The organism is Vibrio crassostreae 9ZC13 (assembly GCF_000272045.2).
GTDB classification, from domain to species: Bacteria; Pseudomonadota; Gammaproteobacteria; order Enterobacterales; family Vibrionaceae; genus Vibrio; species Vibrio crassostreae_C.
Map to the genome: position 1 here is coordinate 151770 of NZ_AJYZ02000037.1, position 17895 is coordinate 169664.

Annotated in this window: 15 protein-coding genes; 6 read left to right on the forward strand and 9 right to left on the reverse strand. The window is 44.6% G+C overall.

The annotated features are described in order from the left end of the window. Positions 1-33: 33 nt before the first annotated feature. A complete protein-coding gene (murQ, locus tag A136_RS11470) occupies positions 34-954 on the forward strand; it encodes an N-acetylmuramic acid 6-phosphate etherase (protein ID WP_032546754.1) in 921 nt (306 codons plus the stop codon). A gap of 117 nt (positions 955-1071) precedes the next feature. Here murQ and A136_RS11475 read toward each other — a convergent pair whose 3' ends face one another. Then, positions 1072-1422: a DUF2799 domain-containing protein gene (locus A136_RS11475; RefSeq protein ID WP_017059350.1), complete on the reverse strand. Its 351-nt coding sequence runs from the start codon at positions 1420-1422 to the stop codon at positions 1072-1074. Positions 1423-1776: 354 nt separating this feature from the next. Here A136_RS11475 and A136_RS11480 point away from each other — a divergent pair, with 354 nt between their 5' ends. From A136_RS11480 to btsR, 3 genes are all read left to right on the forward strand, one after another. After that, a complete protein-coding gene (locus A136_RS11480) occupies positions 1777-3267 on the forward strand; it encodes a carbon starvation CstA family protein (protein ID WP_017062863.1) in 1491 nt (496 codons plus the stop codon). 264 nt (positions 3268-3531) lie between these two features. Beyond that, the gene (locus A136_RS11485) at positions 3532-5202 is read left to right on the forward strand and encodes a sensor histidine kinase (RefSeq protein WP_017062864.1); all 1671 of its coding nucleotides are present in this window, start codon (positions 3532-3534) and stop codon (positions 5200-5202) included. Positions 5203-5307: 105 nt separating this feature from the next. Beyond that, complete coding sequence (btsR, locus tag A136_RS11490; protein ID WP_017062865.1) at positions 5308-6039, forward strand: two-component system response regulator BtsR; 732 nt, start codon at positions 5308-5310, stop codon at positions 6037-6039. Between the two features lie 157 nt (positions 6040-6196). Here the strand turns inward: btsR and ispH are convergent, their stop codons facing one another. The 6 genes from ispH to murJ all read right to left on the reverse strand — a co-directional run bounded on the left by ispH (position 6197) and on the right by murJ (position 14057). Beyond that, complete coding sequence (gene ispH / locus A136_RS11495) at positions 6197-7153, reverse strand: 4-hydroxy-3-methylbut-2-enyl diphosphate reductase (RefSeq protein ID WP_029235087.1); 957 nt, start codon at positions 7151-7153, stop codon at positions 6197-6199. Positions 7154-7309: 156 nt separating this feature from the next. Beyond that, the gene (gene fkpB / locus A136_RS11500; protein WP_017062866.1) at positions 7310-7741 is read right to left on the reverse strand and encodes an FKBP-type peptidyl-prolyl cis-trans isomerase; all 432 of its coding nucleotides are present in this window, start codon (positions 7739-7741) and stop codon (positions 7310-7312) included. A 149-nt stretch (positions 7742-7890) separates the two neighbouring features. Then, positions 7891-8391, reverse strand: a complete 501-nt coding sequence (lspA, locus tag A136_RS11505) for a signal peptidase II (protein WP_004739521.1) — start codon at positions 8389-8391, stop codon at positions 7891-7893. 157 nt (positions 8392-8548) lie between these two features. Then, a complete protein-coding gene (gene ileS, locus A136_RS11510) occupies positions 8549-11425 on the reverse strand; it encodes an isoleucine--tRNA ligase (RefSeq protein WP_017059344.1) in 2877 nt (958 codons plus the stop codon). Between the two features lie 63 nt (positions 11426-11488). Then, positions 11489-12424, reverse strand: a complete 936-nt coding sequence (ribF, locus tag A136_RS11515) for a bifunctional riboflavin kinase/FAD synthetase (protein WP_017062867.1) — start codon at positions 12422-12424, stop codon at positions 11489-11491. A 70-nt stretch (positions 12425-12494) separates the two neighbouring features. Further along, positions 12495-14057, reverse strand: a complete 1563-nt coding sequence (gene murJ, locus A136_RS11520) for a murein biosynthesis integral membrane protein MurJ (protein ID WP_032545655.1) — start codon at positions 14055-14057, stop codon at positions 12495-12497. 251 nt (positions 14058-14308) lie between these two features. On the opposite strand from murJ, the gene rpsT reads away from it, so the two are divergent. Further along, positions 14309-14569, forward strand: a complete 261-nt coding sequence (gene rpsT, locus A136_RS11525; RefSeq protein ID WP_004739529.1) for a 30S ribosomal protein S20 — start codon at positions 14309-14311, stop codon at positions 14567-14569. Between the two features lie 277 nt (positions 14570-14846). On the opposite strand, the gene A136_RS11530 is transcribed toward rpsT, so the two are convergent. Together A136_RS11530 and nhaR are read right to left on the reverse strand one after the other, a co-directional pair. Continuing rightward, on the reverse strand, positions 14847-15140 hold the full coding sequence (locus A136_RS11530) for an ArsR/SmtB family transcription factor (RefSeq protein ID WP_017062868.1): 294 nt from the start codon (positions 15138-15140) through the stop codon (positions 14847-14849). A gap of 100 nt (positions 15141-15240) precedes the next feature. Continuing rightward, a complete protein-coding gene (nhaR, locus tag A136_RS11535; RefSeq protein WP_017062869.1) occupies positions 15241-16131 on the reverse strand; it encodes a transcriptional activator NhaR in 891 nt (296 codons plus the stop codon). A gap of 389 nt (positions 16132-16520) precedes the next feature. Between nhaR and A136_RS11540 the strand changes: the two genes are divergently transcribed. Beyond that, the gene (locus tag A136_RS11540; protein WP_017059340.1) at positions 16521-17666 is read left to right on the forward strand and encodes a Na/Pi symporter; all 1146 of its coding nucleotides are present in this window, start codon (positions 16521-16523) and stop codon (positions 17664-17666) included. Positions 17667-17895 lie beyond the last annotated feature (229 nt).

Sequence of the window (17895 nt, forward strand, 5' to 3'; positions counted from 1 at the left end):
CCATCATTTTAGAATCACCATTTAAGGATCATTATGAGTAACGACGCTCTCATATCAGCGCTCTCGCACCTCGTTTCGGAGGGGAGAAACCCTGACACTATGGATATTGATCTGCTCACCTCTCTCGAAGTGGTTGAAAAGATTAACCAACAAGACAAGCAAGTCCCGCTGGCGATTGAAGCGGAACTGCCACAGATCGCGAAAGCGGTCGATAAAATTGCTCATGTCTTTCAAAACGGTGGTCGACTGATTTATATGGGCGCAGGCACCAGTGGTCGATTAGGTGTGTTAGACGCCTCAGAATGCCCACCGACTTTCGGTGTTTCGGACAAAATGGTTATCGGCTTAATTGCAGGCGGACCAGAGGCGATTTTAAAAGCCAAAGAAGGTGCAGAAGACTCGCTAACTCTCGGCATTGAAGATCTGAAAGCGATTCAGTTTTCAGAAAATGATATCGTGGTAGGTATTGCTGCGAGCGGTCGCACACCTTACGTGATTGGTGCACTCAACTATGCCAATCAGCTTGGCGCAGTAACGGTTGCATTATCTTGTAACCCTGACTCTCCAATTGCTGAAATCGCTCAAATCGCAATTAGCCCGGTGGTTGGCCCAGAAGCATTGACTGGTTCAACACGACTCAAATCAGGTACAGCACAAAAGCTGGTGCTTAATATGCTGACCACTGCCAGCATGATTCGCATTGGTAAGAGCTACCAAAACCTTATGGTCGACGTAAAAGCGACCAATGAAAAGTTGGTTGCCCGCGCCGCTCGTATCGTTATCCAAGCAACGGAGTGCGATAAAGCACTGGCGGTGTCGACACTTAAAGCGACTGATTACGATGTGAAGTTATCTATTTTGATGATTCTAACAGGGCTAGATTTAGAGTTAGCCAAGGCTCAGCTTGATAAGCAAAATGGCTTCTTGAGAAAAGCCGTCGAGAATAATCAGTAATCTTAATTTGGCTTGTAGCTTCTCATTTAGACAGCTACTTCAACGACATACAAAAAGACCAGCACACACGCGGTACTGGTCTTTTTTTAGTTTTAATTTTTTATGGCTAGCTTGGGCTTAATAGTCGTTTGAGAACTCGTCCCAGCCGCGTTGCCATTCCATACGGAAACGTTGAGCGTCTTCCGTACCAGAACACACGCCTTCATACACCTGACCAGATAAACCAATCTGATAAGCATGGTTCGGATTACAATATTCAGTCACACCTAGGTGATAACCTTCTGTGTAACTCGCTTGATCGACTGCGCCAAGCTCAGTCATCTCTGAATACGAACGCTGAGTGTGGCCTTTGATACCATCACGATAGCCAATCTCTTGCCAATTGCCTTCAGCTGCTAAATCTTGAACATTGGCGCTGCATCCTGCAAGGCTAAATGCCACGGCGAATAGTACGATTATTTTTTTCATTTCAATCCTTTATATTGTTACTTCACCACTTTCTGACGAAGCGCTGCCTTTGTGGTGATTCTCCACTGAACGCCTATCGATGTCCACTTATTGTCTAATGTTCGCCACTTTAGGTTCATTCCGACCACTCAGAATCAATAGTCGCCGTTAAGCCAACTCAAACAACCTCTCTATAGAGCTAATAGGCCTCTCGATAGAAATATCGGCCACTCAGCACAGTGAACAAACCACTAAATCAGTTATAACACCGCTAAATTGGCTATTCGACCACTCACTCTCGTAGCGGAAGTTTCTTCTCATCGACTCCTTTAATATACACCCTGACTTAATTAATACATTCAGGGATAACAAATTATGATGTGGTTTCTTACCTGTGTCGCAGCACTCATTGGTGGCTACTTTATTTACGGTACCTTTATCGAGAAGATTTTCGGTATCAATGAAAAACGCCAAACACCTGCTCACACTAAGCAAGATGGCGTGGACTACGTTCCAATGTCGACACCAAAGGTTTACCTAGTTCAGCTGCTTAACATCGCAGGTGTAGGTCCAATCTTCGGCCCTATCATGGGTGCCCTTTATGGTCCAGCAGCAATGCTTTGGATCGTTCTAGGTTGTATCTTCGCAGGTGCAGTACACGACTACTTCTCAGGTATGTTATCTATCCGTAATGGCGGAGCTTCGGTTCCAACCATCACTGGACGTTACCTAGGCAATGGCGCAAAACACTTTATGAACATCTTTGCCATTGTTCTACTGCTTCTTGTTGGTGTGGTATTCGTATCTGCTCCAGCAGGTATGATCACTAACCTAGTGAACGACCAAACTGATTTCGCGATGTCTGCAACTACGATGGTTGTTATCATCTTTGCTTACTACATCATCGCAACGATTGTCCCTGTCGATAAAATCATTGGTCGCTTCTACCCACTGTTCGGTGCACTGCTTATCTTTATGTCTGTTGGCCTAATCACTGCGATTGGTCTATCTGACGAACACCAAATCATGGGGGGCTTTGAGATCAGCGACATGTTCACCAACATGAACCCGAATGACCTACCACTTTGGCCTGCTCTCTTCATCACTATCGCATGTGGTGCGATCTCTGGCTTCCACGCCACTCAGTCTCCTCTGATGGCGCGTTGTATGGAAAACGAGAAGAACGGTCGCTTCGTATTCTACGGCGCAATGATTGGTGAAGGCATCATCGCTCTAATCTGGTGTGCACTTGCTCTGTCTTTCTTCGGTTCGGTTGAGTCTCTGTCTGACGCAATTGCAAACGGCGGCCCAGGTAACGTGGTATACAGCGCTTCATTTGGTCTACTGGGTGTATTTGGCGGTATCCTTGCTTTCCTTGGCGTGGTTATCCTACCAATCACTTCTGGTGACACAGCGTTCCGTTCAAGCCGTCTTATCCTTGCTGAATACTTCAACATGGAACAGAAAACACTGCGTAACCGTCTACTAATGGCGTTACCACTGTTCGTTATCGGTGGCATCCTGACTCAAGTTGATTTCGGTATCATCTGGCGCTACTTCGGTTTTGCTAACCAATCAACAGCCGTAATGATGCTGTGGACAGCTTCAGCTTACCTACTTCGCCACAACAAACTGCACTGGGTAACAACTGTTCCAGCTATCTTCATGACGTCTGTGTGTATCACATTCATCCTGAACAACAGCCAACTGGGCTTCGGTCTACCAATGCAAATCTCAACCATCATTGGTGTGGTGAGTGCGCTAGGTGTTGCGGCTTACGTTATTAAAATTTCAAAAGGCAAAGGCGATATCGACCTAGCTGATGAAGAAGAGAAAGAAGCAAAAGGCGTCACCAAAACAGCCTAGTTCTTTAAGGCTCTTGGGAACAAGAGACCAATCTTCATAGAAAGAGATAAAAGAACAGCCAAACACAACTTCGCTTGCTCCCGTAATCACTCAGTGATTCGTGGAACCTAAGACTAAAGCCCGTCCACTGTGATGGGCTTTATTGTTTGTAGGCGTTAGTGCTTTCGACTCTGGGAAGCGAATATAGGCTACTAAAACACAAGCAAAGCTACCGTTACCAAGCAATGAGCTTTACACTTAACAAGCGTCTCAATAGGTGAAAATATGGAACTCATTCTCTCTCTGCTGCAACAAACCTGCGTCTACTTAGTGATTGCTTACATGCTGAGTAAAACCCCACTGATTCTCCCTTTGTTGAGCATCTCTTCACGCTTAGGCCATAAGATCAGCTGCTACGTTCTGTTCTCCCTATTCTGTATTATGGGCACCTATTTCGGACTGCAAATCAATGATGCCATCGCCAACACGCGAGCGATGGGCGCGGTAATGGGAGGTCTGTTTGGCGGCCCTGTCGTTGGCTTTGCGGTCGGCTTTACTGGCGGGATTCATCGCTATTCATTGGGTGGATTTACGGACTTAGCTTGTGCTATCTCAACGACAGCAGAAGGCTTGATTGGTGGCCTGCTGCATGTGTACTTAGTCAGAAAGAACAAAGCCAGTCAGCTGTTTAATCCGCTGGTAGTGTTCTCTGTCACCCTATTTGCAGAAATTATTCAAATGTTGATTCTGCTCGCAGTCGCCAAACCATTTGAGCAGTCCTACGCGCTTGTTTCCGATATTGCCGCGCCAATGATCATTGCCAACTCTGTGGGTGCAGCACTGTTCATGAGCATCATCCAAGACAGAAAGACCATCTTCGAGAAATACTCCGCCACCTTCTCACGCCGCGCACTTACTATTGCCGAGCGTTCGGTAGGTATTCTGCATGGCGGCTTCACTTCCGATAACGCACAAAAGATCGTGCGTATCGTTTATGAAGAAACTAATGTTGGTGCCGTGGCGATTACCGACCGAGAAAAAATCCTCGCGTTCGTCGGCATTGGCGATGAGCACCATATTCCAAATACCCCTATTTCATCGCAAAGTACCCTCACCTCGATGGAAAAGAACGACATCATCTACCTTGACGGTAAAGAGAATCCATACCAATGTTCTCTATCTCAAGATTGTAAGTTGGGCTCTGCACTAATCATTCCACTGCGTGCTGGTAACGAAGTCGTCGGCACCATCAAACTGTATGAGCCAAAGCTGAAGCTATTCTCGACCATTAATATGTCGATGGCAGAGGGTATCGCTCAACTACTGTCGAGTCAGATCCTGTTCAGCAACTATCAGCAGCAGCAAACGTTACTGACACAAGCAGAAATCAAACTGCTGCACGCTCAAGTGAACCCGCACTTCTTGTTCAATGCGCTTAATACTATCAGCGCAGTAACACGTCGTGACCCAGATAAAGCTCGAGAGTTGATTCAACACCTGTCTCACTTCTTTAGAAGCAACCTAAAGCAGAACATCAACACCGTGAAGCTCAAAGATGAACTGGCACACGTCAACGCTTACCTGACCATAGAGAAAGCACGCTTTACCGATCGACTAGAAGTGGAATGGGATATCGACCCGCAGTTATATGAATCTCAATTGCCGAGCTTTACCCTGCAACCGCTGGTAGAAAACGCCATCAAACATGGGATATCTAATATGTTGGAAGGCGGTAAAGTAAAGATCTCTAGCGAGGCTTTCGAGGGTGGGTTCAAGTTAACCGTTGAAGACAATGCAGGTAATTATCAGAAGCCATCTCAAGATCATGTAGGATTAGGGATGGAAATTGTTGATAAACGACTCACTAATTTCTTTGGACAAGATTCAGCACTAAAAATAGAATCTCAACCACAGCAATTTACTCGAATGAGCTTTATCATACCTATACTCAAATAATGGTATTTTCGGGGACGGATCGCTCCGAGTTGAAACATTTAGAAGCAGACATTTAAAAGATAAGCGTGAACCAAGCAGGGATAGAACCAAGATGAAGATTGTAGGATGTTAAAGGCACTAGTTATCGATGATGAGCTTTTTGCTCGCGAAGAGCTGATTGAGCTGCTGACCGAAACCGGAGAAGTGGAAATCATAGGCCAAGCGAGTAACGCGATCGAAGGACTGAAACAGATCAACCTACTCAAGCCTGATGTCGTGTATTTGGATATCCAAATGCCGCAGGTTACTGGGATTGAGCTGTTAAGCATGCTTGACCCAGATACCATGCCCTACGTGGTATTCGTCACCGCCTACGACCAATATGCGATTCAAGCCTTTGAAGATAACGCTTTTGATTACCTACTTAAGCCAGTCGAGCCTTGTCGATTAAACAAGAGCGTTTGTCGCCTGAATAAGGTCATCAAACAAAATCAGAAAGCACCAGAACAGAACATCTCAGCGATTGCTCCCTGTCACTTAGAGCAAATCCCATGTATTGGTCATAACCGCATTGTGATCATGGCAAGCCAAACGGTAGAGTGCGCCTATTCCGATATCAGTGGTGTGCATGTTCGTAGCTCATCGCAAACCGCAACCTCACAGTTAACACTAAAGATCTTGGAAGAAAAGACCGATTTGATCCGCTGTCATCGACAGTATTTGATCAACATAAAATCGATCCAAGAGATCAAACTGTTGGAAAATGGATTAGCGGAGATCATCACTCTGACTGGCTTTGAAGTGCCTGTCAGCCGCCGCTACCTCAAGACACTGAAAGAGCTACTCGGTCTCCAGTAACCTGTTAGAAATTCGACGCCTTGTTCCAAAGCACGATCAAAAAAGCCAACGCATCAACGTTGGCTTCCTGCTGTTTACAAATCAATAGTGTTTACAAATCGATAGTGTTTGCGAATCAATAGAGTTACGAATCGATCTTGTCACCAATCAATAGAGATTAGTCGACTTGCTTAATCTGTAGCTCTTTTGGTACTTCAAAGAACATGTTCTCTTCACGACCTTGAATCTCTTCAACGTCAGTCGCACCTAGCTCACGAATACGATCTAGAATTTGGTTTACCAGCTCTTCAGGAGCAGAAGCACCGGCTGTTACACCGATTTTCTTCTTGCCTTCAACCCACTCAGTCTGAATGTCTTCAGGGCAATCAGTTAGGTAGCCAGGTGTGCCTAGCTTCTCAGCCAGCTCTTTCAAACGAGTTGAGTTAGATGAGTTCTTAGAACCAACCACTATCACCACATCAACGTCATTCGCCATCTCACGCACAGCGTCTTGACGGTTTTGAGTCGCGTAACAGATGTCGTCTTTACGTGGGCCTTGAATCTCAGGGAACACTCGACGTAGCTCTTCAATCACATCTGCAGTTTCATCTACTGATAGCGTAGTTTGGCTAACATAGTGCAGGTTACTTGGATCATTCACCACGAGGTTCTGTACATCCTCTGGTCTTTCAACTAAGTACATACCACCCGTTTGGCTCGCGTACTGACCCATAGTGCCTTCCACTTCAGGATGGCCGGCGTGACCAATCAGTACCACTTCCATATGTTTGCGGCTCGCACGAGCAACCTCCATATGAACTTTAGTCACCAAAGGACACGTTGCGTCAAATACAGTCAGTTCGCGCTCTTTTGCTTCTTTACGAACGGCTTGAGATACACCGTGAGCAGAGAAAATTACGATGTTGTCGTCTGGCACTTCACTTAGCTCTTCGACAAAAATAGCACCACGCTGCTTGAGCCCCTCAACAACAAAGCGGTTGTGTACCACTTCATGGCGAACATAGATCGGTGGCTGATACATTTCGAGTGCACGCTCTACGATGCTGATCGCACGATCGACACCGGCACAAAAGCCACGAGGGTTAGCTAACATTATTTTCATTTCATTGCTCATCATTTACCGCGGTACTAAGGTTGCTTCTATAGAGTTCGCCGTCAGCGAGGTTCGCATTCTACAGTGAAGCGTCTAGACAGTGAAGCTCTGGGTGAGATCACAGCTGTAAGGCTATCTTATTCTAGCGTGAAGACAGCTATTCTAACGTTAAGAGAGTTATTCTACCGTTAAGATATTGACGTCAAAGGTAACGTCTTGACCAGCGAGTGGGTGATTAAAATCAACCGTCACTGAATCACCTGCGATCTCAGTAATAATACCTGGAATTTCCATACCGTCAGGACCTGAAAATGCCATGATAGTGCCCACTTCAACTTCAGAGTCGCCAACAAACTTAGCACGATCCATATAGTGAATATGATCTGGGTTTGGCATACCAAACGCGTCTTCCGCCTTCAGTTCGATAGACTTTTCAGTGCCGGCTTCAAGTCCAAGTAAGCACGCTTCAAAGTTCTCACTTAGGCTGCCATCACCCATGACGAACTTCGCTGGTTTGCCCATGTTCTCCGTACTATCGGCAACTGAACCATCCTTCATTTTAATCGTAAAATGTAGAGTTACTGCTGAATCATTTTTAATTGCTGCCACGTTACTTTCCTTAGACTTCTTTATTATTTGAGGATGCGCTGTGCTTTGCTTCCTTGTTGACTGAAGCATAAAAAAAAGCGCCGTCGGAATCAACCGACAGCGCTTAGGGCTATTCTATTCTGTGAGTCATAGACTGACTTTGAAGCAAGCTATTTGCTTTCGTCTTTCTTACGGAAACCATCTAAGATGATCATCGCAGCACCGATACAGATTCCCATATCCGCTAAGTTAAATGCAGGCCAGTGGTAAGTGCCCCAGTAGAAGTCTAAGTAATCGACAACAAAGCCATGTACGACTCGGTCAAACACATTACCTACTGCACCACCAATGATGATCGCATAAGCAATGTTATTCCACTTCTCTGTTGCTGGTAGTTTGCTCATCCAGTACGTCAGCATACCTGTTACCGCAAATGCGATACCCGTAAATAACCAACGCTGCCAACCACTTTGGTCGCTCAAGAAGCTAAATGCTGCACCGTAGTTGTGAACATACAAAAAGTTAAAGAACGGCAGCACCTCAATACGGTTTGCCCAGCCATAACCCATGTTGTCCATGACAAAAAGTTTAATGCCGATATCTGCAAGGAAGACTAATAGAGCCAACCATAACCAACGCACACCAGATTGTTTTAACGAAACTTCACTCATTTCTATTCCTAGTATTTACGAAGTTGGTATTCATTGTTAGTCACTTTAAGTGACCTTGATTACCAACTTGGTTAAACACATTTCCTATAACTAAAAATAACCCCAGTTGATACTGGGGCTATGATTTTTACAAAAAGTTCAGTCTTTCTCTGAGCGGTTATGCGAATTTACGCACTTCGCCTTCACCGTCAATGTTCGACACACAACGACCACAAACTTTCTCGTGACCTTCGATAGTGCCTACATCTGGAGTGTGGTGCCAGCAACGGTCACACTTCTCAGCTTCAGTCGCCGCAACTTCAACGAATAGACCAGCAACGTCTGTCGCTTGCGCTGCATCAGACTTCTCGCTCAGTGGCTTAACAACAGCTGCAGAGGTGATAAGTACGAAACGTAGCTCATCTTCTAGCTTGTTGATTTTAGCCGCTAGTGCATCGTCAGCGTATAGAGTAACTTCAGCTTGCAGTGCACCACCGATCGTTTTCTCTTTACGAGCATCTTCAAGAAGCTTGTTCACTGCGCCACGAACAGACTGGATTTCAGTCCAGAATTCGTTGCTTAGCTCTTCGCCTTCTGCAAGACCAAATAGACCTTCGAACCACTCACCTGTGAATACGAACGTGTCGCGCTGCTCTCCAGTTGGTAAAGAGCTTGGCATTTCGTTCCAAATTTCATCTGCAGTGAACGACATGATAGGTGCCATCCAACGAACTAGAGCTTCTACGATGTAGTAAAGCGCCGTTTGACAGCTACGTTGAGCATGGCTGCCCTGCTTCGCTGTGTACTGACGGTCTTTGATTACGTCTAGGTAGAAAGAACCCATTTCGATAGAACAGAACTGCATTAGACGTTGAGTCACACCGTGAGTGTTGTACTCGCCGTATGCTTTAACAATCTCTTCTTGTGCAGCTTGAGCACGGCCAACAGCCCAGCGATCAAGTGCAACCATCTCTTCAGCAGGAACTAGGTCAGTTTCAGGGTTGAAACCGTTCAAGTTCGCTAGGAAGAAACGAGCCGTGTTACGAATACGACGGTAAGCATCCGCTGAACGCTTCAGGATTTCATCAGAAACCGCAACTTCACCCGTGTAGTCTGTTGAAGCAACCCATAGACGCAGGATATCTGCACCTAGCTTGTTGGTTACGTCTTTAGGAGCAACAACGTTACCGATAGATTTAGACATCTTACGGCCGTTACCATCCACTACGAAACCGTGCGTTAGTACTTGCTTGTACGGTGCTTCGTCTTTCATCGCGATAGATGAAATTAGAGAAGACTGGAACCAGCCACGGTGTTGGTCTGAACCTTCAAGGTAAAGATCAGCACTGTGAGTGCGCTCTTCGTTCGGGAAGTTGTACTCTTCACGAGAATCAACAACAGAGAAGTGCGTAACACCTGAGTCGAACCATACGTCTAACGTATCCATTACTTTTTCGTACTTATCAGCGTCTTCTGCGCCCATAAGTTCAGCAGCGTCTACATCCCACCAAGCTTGAATGCCTTTCTCTTCAACTAGCTTCGCAACTTTTTCAATAAGCGCTGGGCTTTCTGGGTGAAGTTCTGCTGTTTCTTTATGAACAAACAAAGCAATTGGCACACCCCAAGTACGTTGACGAGAGATACACCACTCAGGACGACCTTCAACCATGCCTTCGATACGGCTTTGACCCCATTCAGGCAACCACTCAACACTCTTGATTGACTCTAGTGCTTTAGCACGTAGGCCAGCTTGATCCATAGAGATGAACCATTGTGGTGTTGCGCGGAAGATGATTGGAGTTTTGTGTCTCCAACAGTGTGGGTAGCTGTGCTCGTAAGCGTGGTGATGCAGAAGTGCACCTTTCTCTTTTAGAACTTCTAAAACAGAGTCGTTCGCTTTGAATACGTGCTGACCAGCAAATAGCTCTGTATCTGGCAGGTAAACGCCGTTAGAACCAACTGGGTTAGCGATTTCTAGGTTGTACTTTTTACCAACCACGAAATCTTCTTGACCGTGACCAGGCGCAGTGTGAACCACACCAGTACCTGAATCTGTTGTTACGTGATCGCCAAGAACTGCAGGAACAGTAAAGTCGTAGAACGGGTGGTTGAACTGAGAAAGCTCAAGATCAGCACCTGTAGCAAAACCAAGGTTGTGGAAGTGCTCGATACCTGCACGATCCATTACGTCTTTTGCTAGTTCAGAAGCAACAACGATACGTTGAGCAGGCTGGTCGCCATTCGCTTCAACTTGGATAAGCACGTATTCAAGATCATCACGTAGACATACTGCGCGGTTAGCAGGCAGAGTCCATGGTGTTGTTGTCCAGATAACGATAGAAATTTCGCCTTGACCCGCATGACCTTCAGCTAGAGTAAATTTCTCTAGAAGCGCCGCTTCGTCAGCTGCTGTAAATTTCACATCGATAGATGGAGAAACTTTATCTTTGTATTCAACTTCAGCTTCAGCCAGAGCAGAACCACAATCAGTACACCAGTGAACGGGTTTGAAACCTTTAAGAAGGTGACCTTTGTCTGCGATTTTGCCAAGAGAACGAATGATGTTCGCTTCTGTGCCAAAATCCATAGTGCGATAAGGTTTGTCCCACTCGCCCATGATGCCAAGACGTTTGAAGCTCTCTTTCTGACCTTCAACTTGACCCGCAGCGTACTTTCGACACTCTTCGCGGAATTCAGCCGCCGAAATCTTCTGACCAGGCTTACCTTTCTTCTTCTCAACCATTAGCTCGATTGGAAGACCGTGACAGTCCCAACCAGGGATGTACGGTGCATCAAAACCAGAAAGGGTCTTAGATTTGATAATAATGTCTTTAAGAATCTTATTCAGCGCGTGGCCAATGTGAATATCGCCGTTCGCGTATGGAGGGCCATCATGCAGTACGAAAGATTTTTTACCTTTCTTTGCCTTACGGATTTCGCCGTAAAGATCTTCTTTGTACCAACGCTTCAGCATTTCTGGCTCACGATTTGCCAGATTGCCGCGCATTGGGAACCCTGTTTCTGGTAAGTTCAGGGTATCTTTATAATCACTCATCGATTCTTAATTCCGTTATATTGGGCGAAGTTAGACATTATGTTAATCGGTGGAATCATCCGATTAATTCTTTAGCTGAAGCAGCCACACCCTTGCGGCTTCAGCATCCAATTCTATTTGATTCTTTAGTGCGTCGAACGATTCAAATTTTATCTCGTCGCGCAGTTTGTGCAAAAGTCGTACTTCTAACTGTTTACCATATAAATTGGCTTTAAAGTCAAAAAAATGCACTTCCAATTGCTGCCTTACCCCATTAACTGTTGGTCGTTGTCCAATATTAGCAACGCCACCGACAGGAACACCGTCGATATCCAAAGCTTCAACAACATACACTCCCGATACAGGAGAAACACAACGCTTTAATGGAATATTAGCGGTAGGGAAACCGATAGTTCTCCCTAGTTTTCGACCATGGGACACTCGACCACTAATACTGTAATCACGTCCTAACATGGTAGCACTTGCAGCCAAGTCATCGACCGCTAATGCATTTCGTATCTCAGTACTGCTTACTCGTAATTGGTTTAAGCAATAGCTTTGGGTGCTGACCACCTCAAAACCATACTTCTCGCCCGCCTCTTTGAGCATAGCGAAATTACCGGTACGACCTTTACCAAAGCAAAAATCGTCACCAACCACCAAGAACTTCACACCAAGCTTATCAACCAAAAGATCCTTAATGAATGCTTCCGCGGATAAACTTGCAAAATACTGATTAAAATTAACACACAATAAGCGACTGATATCTAGCTTACTCAGTTGCACGTATTTGTCTCGTAAACGAGTTAAACGTGCTGGCGCTCTATCTCGGGCAAACAGCTCCATAGGCTGCGGTTCAAACGTCATAACAACAGAAGGTAGCCCTAATGCTGCAGCTTGTTTAGAAACCTGACTCAAAACCTCTTGATGTCCTAAATGAACACCATCGAAGTTACCTATGGTTAATACACAGCCATGATGCTGCGCTTTAATATTGTGTATACCTCGGATCAGTTCCATTATGATCAGCTAAAACCTGTTATTTGCATCATTTATTGTGTGAAACCGACGGATTATATACTAATCAGTATTAATCTGTCGCTGCTTTTAAATGTTTTACTCGGATACCTAAAATCAGTACCGAAACAATATAAACAAAGCCACCAAGTCCAATCAAGCCAGTTAATGTCAGCGCTCTCTGGCTAAAGCTCCATTCAAGCCAATGTTGCATATTATCCAGCTGCCATAAAATAGCCGCTACCATCACCACACCTGAGATAATTAATTTGGCACTGAACAACAAGGTTGTCTTAGTTAATTGATACACACCCGCAAGGTGCAATCCTCGATATAACAAGGCCATATTCACAAAGGCAGACAGTGCCGTCGCAATCGCCAAACCCACATAGCCATAAAAATAAGCAAAGATCGCGTTAAACACCATATTGGTCACCATAGCGATAATGCCGTACTTAACCGGTGTTTTGGTATCTTGGCGAGAGTAATAGCCCGGAGCTAAAACTTTAATCAGCATGAAATTAAGCAAGCCTGATGCGTAAGCTACCAATGACATCGATGCTTGCTGTACATCGTGTGGAGAGAACTCACCACGCATAAATAGCACCATCAACATGGGTTTAGCTAAAACGATAAGACCTAACATCGCAGGAATACCAAGCAGCAACACCATGCGCACGCCCCAATCCATGGTATGCGCGAACCCTTCCCCTTGAGCATCTACGTGTTTACGAGACAAAGCAGGAAGAATCACAGTCGCAATCGCGATACCGAATAAACCGAGAGGAAATTCAAGCAGTCGGTCTGAGTAGTACAACCAACTGATAGAGCCTGTTGCGAGGAAGCTGGCAATAAAGGTATCAAACAATAAGTTGATTTGGCTGACCGATACACCGAACAGAGCAGGGATCATTAATGTGCGGATCTTAACCACACCCGGGTCTCTCCATCCCCACTTCGGCTTAACCAACACACCCGCTTTGATCAAGAAAGGCATTTGGAAAAGGAATTGGACTAAGCCACCAAGAAACACACCAATAGCCAAACCAATTTCTGGTTGTTCTAAATTAGGTGAGATAAACCATGCAGCGCCTATGATCATCACGTTCAAGAACACAGGAGTAAAAGAAGAGACCGCAAATTTACCTAATGTATTAAGAATGGCACCAGATAAAGCGACGAAGGTGATAAACCATAAATAAGGAAAGGTAATCTTGAGCATAAAGCTCGCTAGCTCAAATTTGGGTGCTGATGGGCCATCATTTAGCCAGTCGATAAACCAACCCGCACCAAACATCGCGGTGATCACGCCAGAGCCCAATACCCCGATGACGGTGACAATAGAAACTAAAACCCCGAGCGTCCCCGACACCTTAGCAATTAAATCTCGTGTCTTATCTTTATCACCTGCGGCGTGATATTCCGTTAATACAGGAACAAACGCTTGAGAAAACGCACCTTCTGCAAAAAGTCGACGTAAGAAATTAGGAATTTTATTAGCGAAGAAAAATACGTCGGCACTCGCTCCTGCCCCCATCAAATTTGCTACTACTACATCACGTACTAGCCCCAATACACGGGAAACAAAAGTCATTGCGCTGACAATCAGGCCTGACTTTAATAGTCGTTTACTCACAGAAACCTCTGACACTGGTTGATTACTTTCAAGCGAGGATAAATACTATCCTGTCCTAAGAAGCATATTTATTAGCATTGGTCTAAAAATGCTGTTAGAATCCCCGCCATCTTAACCGCGATGACCTTTCCATACCAAAGTTTGTTTGGCTACGATTGGTTTTTGCACAAATCATTTGACAATTAAGCGCTAATGAGGGATAGTCCTCGCCCTTAAATTGTCACCGAACTAAGTTTTTGGGAGTTAGACCCTTGGCAAACAGTAAATCTGCTAAGAAGCGCGCTATCCAAGCTGAGAAACGTCGCCAGCACAATGCTAGCCGTCGTTCTATGATGCGCACTTACATGAAAAAGACTATCGCAGCTATCGCAGCTGGTGATAAAGAAGCTGCAACTGCTGCTCTTGTAGAAGTTACACCACTTCTTGACCGTATGGCGACTAAAGGCCTTATTCATAAGAATAAAGCTGCACGTCATAAGTCTCGTTTCGCTGCTGCAATCAAAGCTCTTTAATAGAAATTTGATTACAACGCAAAACGAAAAAAACCGGCCTAGGCCGGTTTTTTTATATCTAAATTTTGAGTAACGCTTTTATTTTACGTGCTAACAGCCGTTTTTCTGACCGATAAACAATTTAAGCAGATAGATAAAACAAACAATCAGAAAAATAAATAGAGAAGCAAATTGGTACGTAGATAGATAGGTAAACACTAACGTTCAATGTGAAATGCTAACACTTCCTTGTGTCATTCTATCGCTGATAAGAAATCCCCCTCCCACCAGCAATAAGCTACTTGCAGTAAATACCATGCAGTAGGTTAATCATCGCTTTTACTTCTTCACTACTCAATGTGTAATACACAGTTTGAGCTTCTTTGCGAGTTTCGACCAAACCATCTCTTCTCAACCAAGCAAGATGTTGAGATAAAGCAGACTGACTCAGTTCCAACTTGCCGCACAACTCCCCAACCGACAGTTCAGTACCATGTAATAGGCATAAGATCTGTAAGCGACGCTCGTTGGCCATGGCTTTGAGTAGAATAACAGCTTGTGCTGAGTTCTTCTCCATATCTTTTAAGTTCATAGTTTGGCTCCCTACAACCTTTTCGCCAACTACGGGCTATCAGTATTTCCGGCATATTGCGGAGTTATGATAATCGATATCAATTCATTAACAAACTATCTCACTCGAACAATTTGCTAAAATCTGCGTCACATACGTTTTTAACTGCTGGATGTTGGATCATCCTCTCAGCAAATATGACGTAGTACTCCTCTTTTAACTCTTCAATACCGCCTAATAGTTGCAGTGATGTGTCGTCTTCCACTTCAGACATATAAAGCGTCGGTGCTAAAAATATTGCGTCATGATGGTAACGAGCAAAAGCCTTCATCAATGCGGCATCATCAAACTCACCTAAAATATCTGGCTTAAGCCCTTGTCTATCAAACCATTGCAGCACTTTACGACCCATTGAGGTTCGGCTGCCAGGGATCAAAAGCTTTCTTTGCTCCAATACAGCAGGGAAATTAACCCCTTCAACCTGACCTGAACTAAAAAAGCTCATTCCACTCTCACCCAGCTTTTTACTGAACAGGCCCGGGCTTTGACTAGAGTCCACCGGACAGTCAGACAAAATCATATCGAGCTTATGTTGAGAGAGTTGCTCAAGTAGCATTTCATGGGTCGATTCAAAACAGCGCAAGTGAATGCTGTTATCTGGAGGGATGGTCGACATCAGTATCTTACTGACGAGTCTTTTAGAGAGCGCATCCGCGACGCCAACATCAAACAGAATATTGGAGTGCTGGCTGTAATTCACGATGTCCAGCATCTCGTAACTCAGGCCAAACATACGATCGGCATATTTAAAGACCAGTTGCCCAAGCTCTGTAGGCTCAACACTTCGGCCATTACGCTTGGTCAACTTGCCATCCATGCGTTCTTCTAAGGCTTTTATCTGCCCCGTTACCGTTTGTGGTGTTAGGAATAGGGCTTCTGCAGCTTTAGTAACAGAGCCTTGCTTGCAAACCATCCAGAAGTAATACAGATGGTTGTAGTTGAGATGCGACATAGATGTGCCGTAATAAAAGAGTAGATACCCTTTTATATCAAATATGACACCGCCACTCAACAAACTCGGAAAAACCTAACCAAACATAGATTTACCACTTATTTTTTCGAAGTGTATGATTTCATAATGTAATATTTCATCGATTATTTTCAATTTTTTTCTAACTTTTAAGATCTATATCACCTATAGAATTTCCATTAAAAAACAATTTAAAACAACAACTTAAAACAACCACATTAGCAATTGGAATATTTAAAGAGTAAATCATCACAAAAAAGTCGCACCTAAACCAAAATGTAATATTACTGAAATATTTACCCTCTAACATCACGCTCAGATTAAACAAACAGACCAAACACAGACTTAAACGGTCCAATGGAGAAAACATTATGAACCAAGCTACTACTGCAGCAGCGCCTATCTCGAGCACTACTCGTTGGCTACGCTGGGCTAACTTGGCATTCATGCTTTACCTACTATTACTTTCAGTTTCAATGGTTGGTACAGGCTTCAAATGGGCAACAGGCGAGCAAGCAAAGGTTCTTTTCGAATTTGCTTCACACCCAGTTGCAGGCTTAATGATTGGTTTAGTAGCAACAGCGCTTATTCAATCATCAAGTACAGTTACTTCAATTATCGTTGGCCTTGTGGCAGGTGGTTTACCTGTTGAGCTAGCAATTCCTATGATCATGGGTGCTAACATTGGTACTACGGTAACCAATACGCTAGTTAGCCTTGGTCACGTTCGTTGTAAAGAAGAGTTCAAACGTGCATTCGCAAGTGCGACAATCCACGACTTCTTTAACCTATTAGCCGTTGCTATCTTCCTACCACTAGAGATGGCGTTTGGAATTCTAGAGAAAATTTCTCACTGGTTAGTATCACCGATGCTAGCAACAGGTGATATGAGCATGGGTGGTCTTAACTTCATCAAGCCAATCACTAAGCCTGTTGTAAGTGCGATTAAAGAACCACTATCAACGTTTGGCGACACTGTTGGCGGCATCATGCTTATCGCTCTAGGTATCGCAACTATCTTCGTAGCTATTACTGTAATGGGTAAGCTGATGAAGAGCCTAATGGTTGGTCGTGCTCGTGAGATTCTAAAGAACGCAATCGGTCGTGGTCCAATCCACGGTATCGCTTCTGGCTCTATCGTGACTATCCTTGTTCAGTCTTCTTCTACGACAACAAGCTTGATGGTTCCACTAGTAGGTTCAGGTGTTCTTAAAGTACGTGACGTTTACCCATTCACTCTGGGTGCAAACATCGGTACATGTATTACGGCTCTACTTGCAGCTACAGCAGTGTCTGGTGAGTTCGCAGTATTCGCACTACAAATTGCTCTAGTACACTTGGTGTTCAACATCATGTCAACGGTATTCATCTTCGGTATCCCGTTCCTACGTGAACTTCCAGTTAAAGCGGCAGACATGATTTCAGACATGGCTGTGAAGAACAAAGCTGTAGTGGCTGGTTACCTTGTTGCGGTATTCCTTGTACTGCCTGGTAGCGTGTTAGCTCTTACCGCTTAATAGCAAAATAAACATCGCTTATAGCAAAGCCCGCTACCTCCTAGGTTGCGGGCTTTTTCTTTTTAAGAGCAGATACGGGATTCGTGTAAGCGAGTATCGAAGAGAAAGAGCCAATGCGCGTTGAGAGTATACGAGTAACATAAAGCATCACAGCATATGATTTCTCTGCTCTCGAATCTCGATTACTCGTCACTGTAACTTAGATACAAAAAAGGCTGCACAGAGGCAG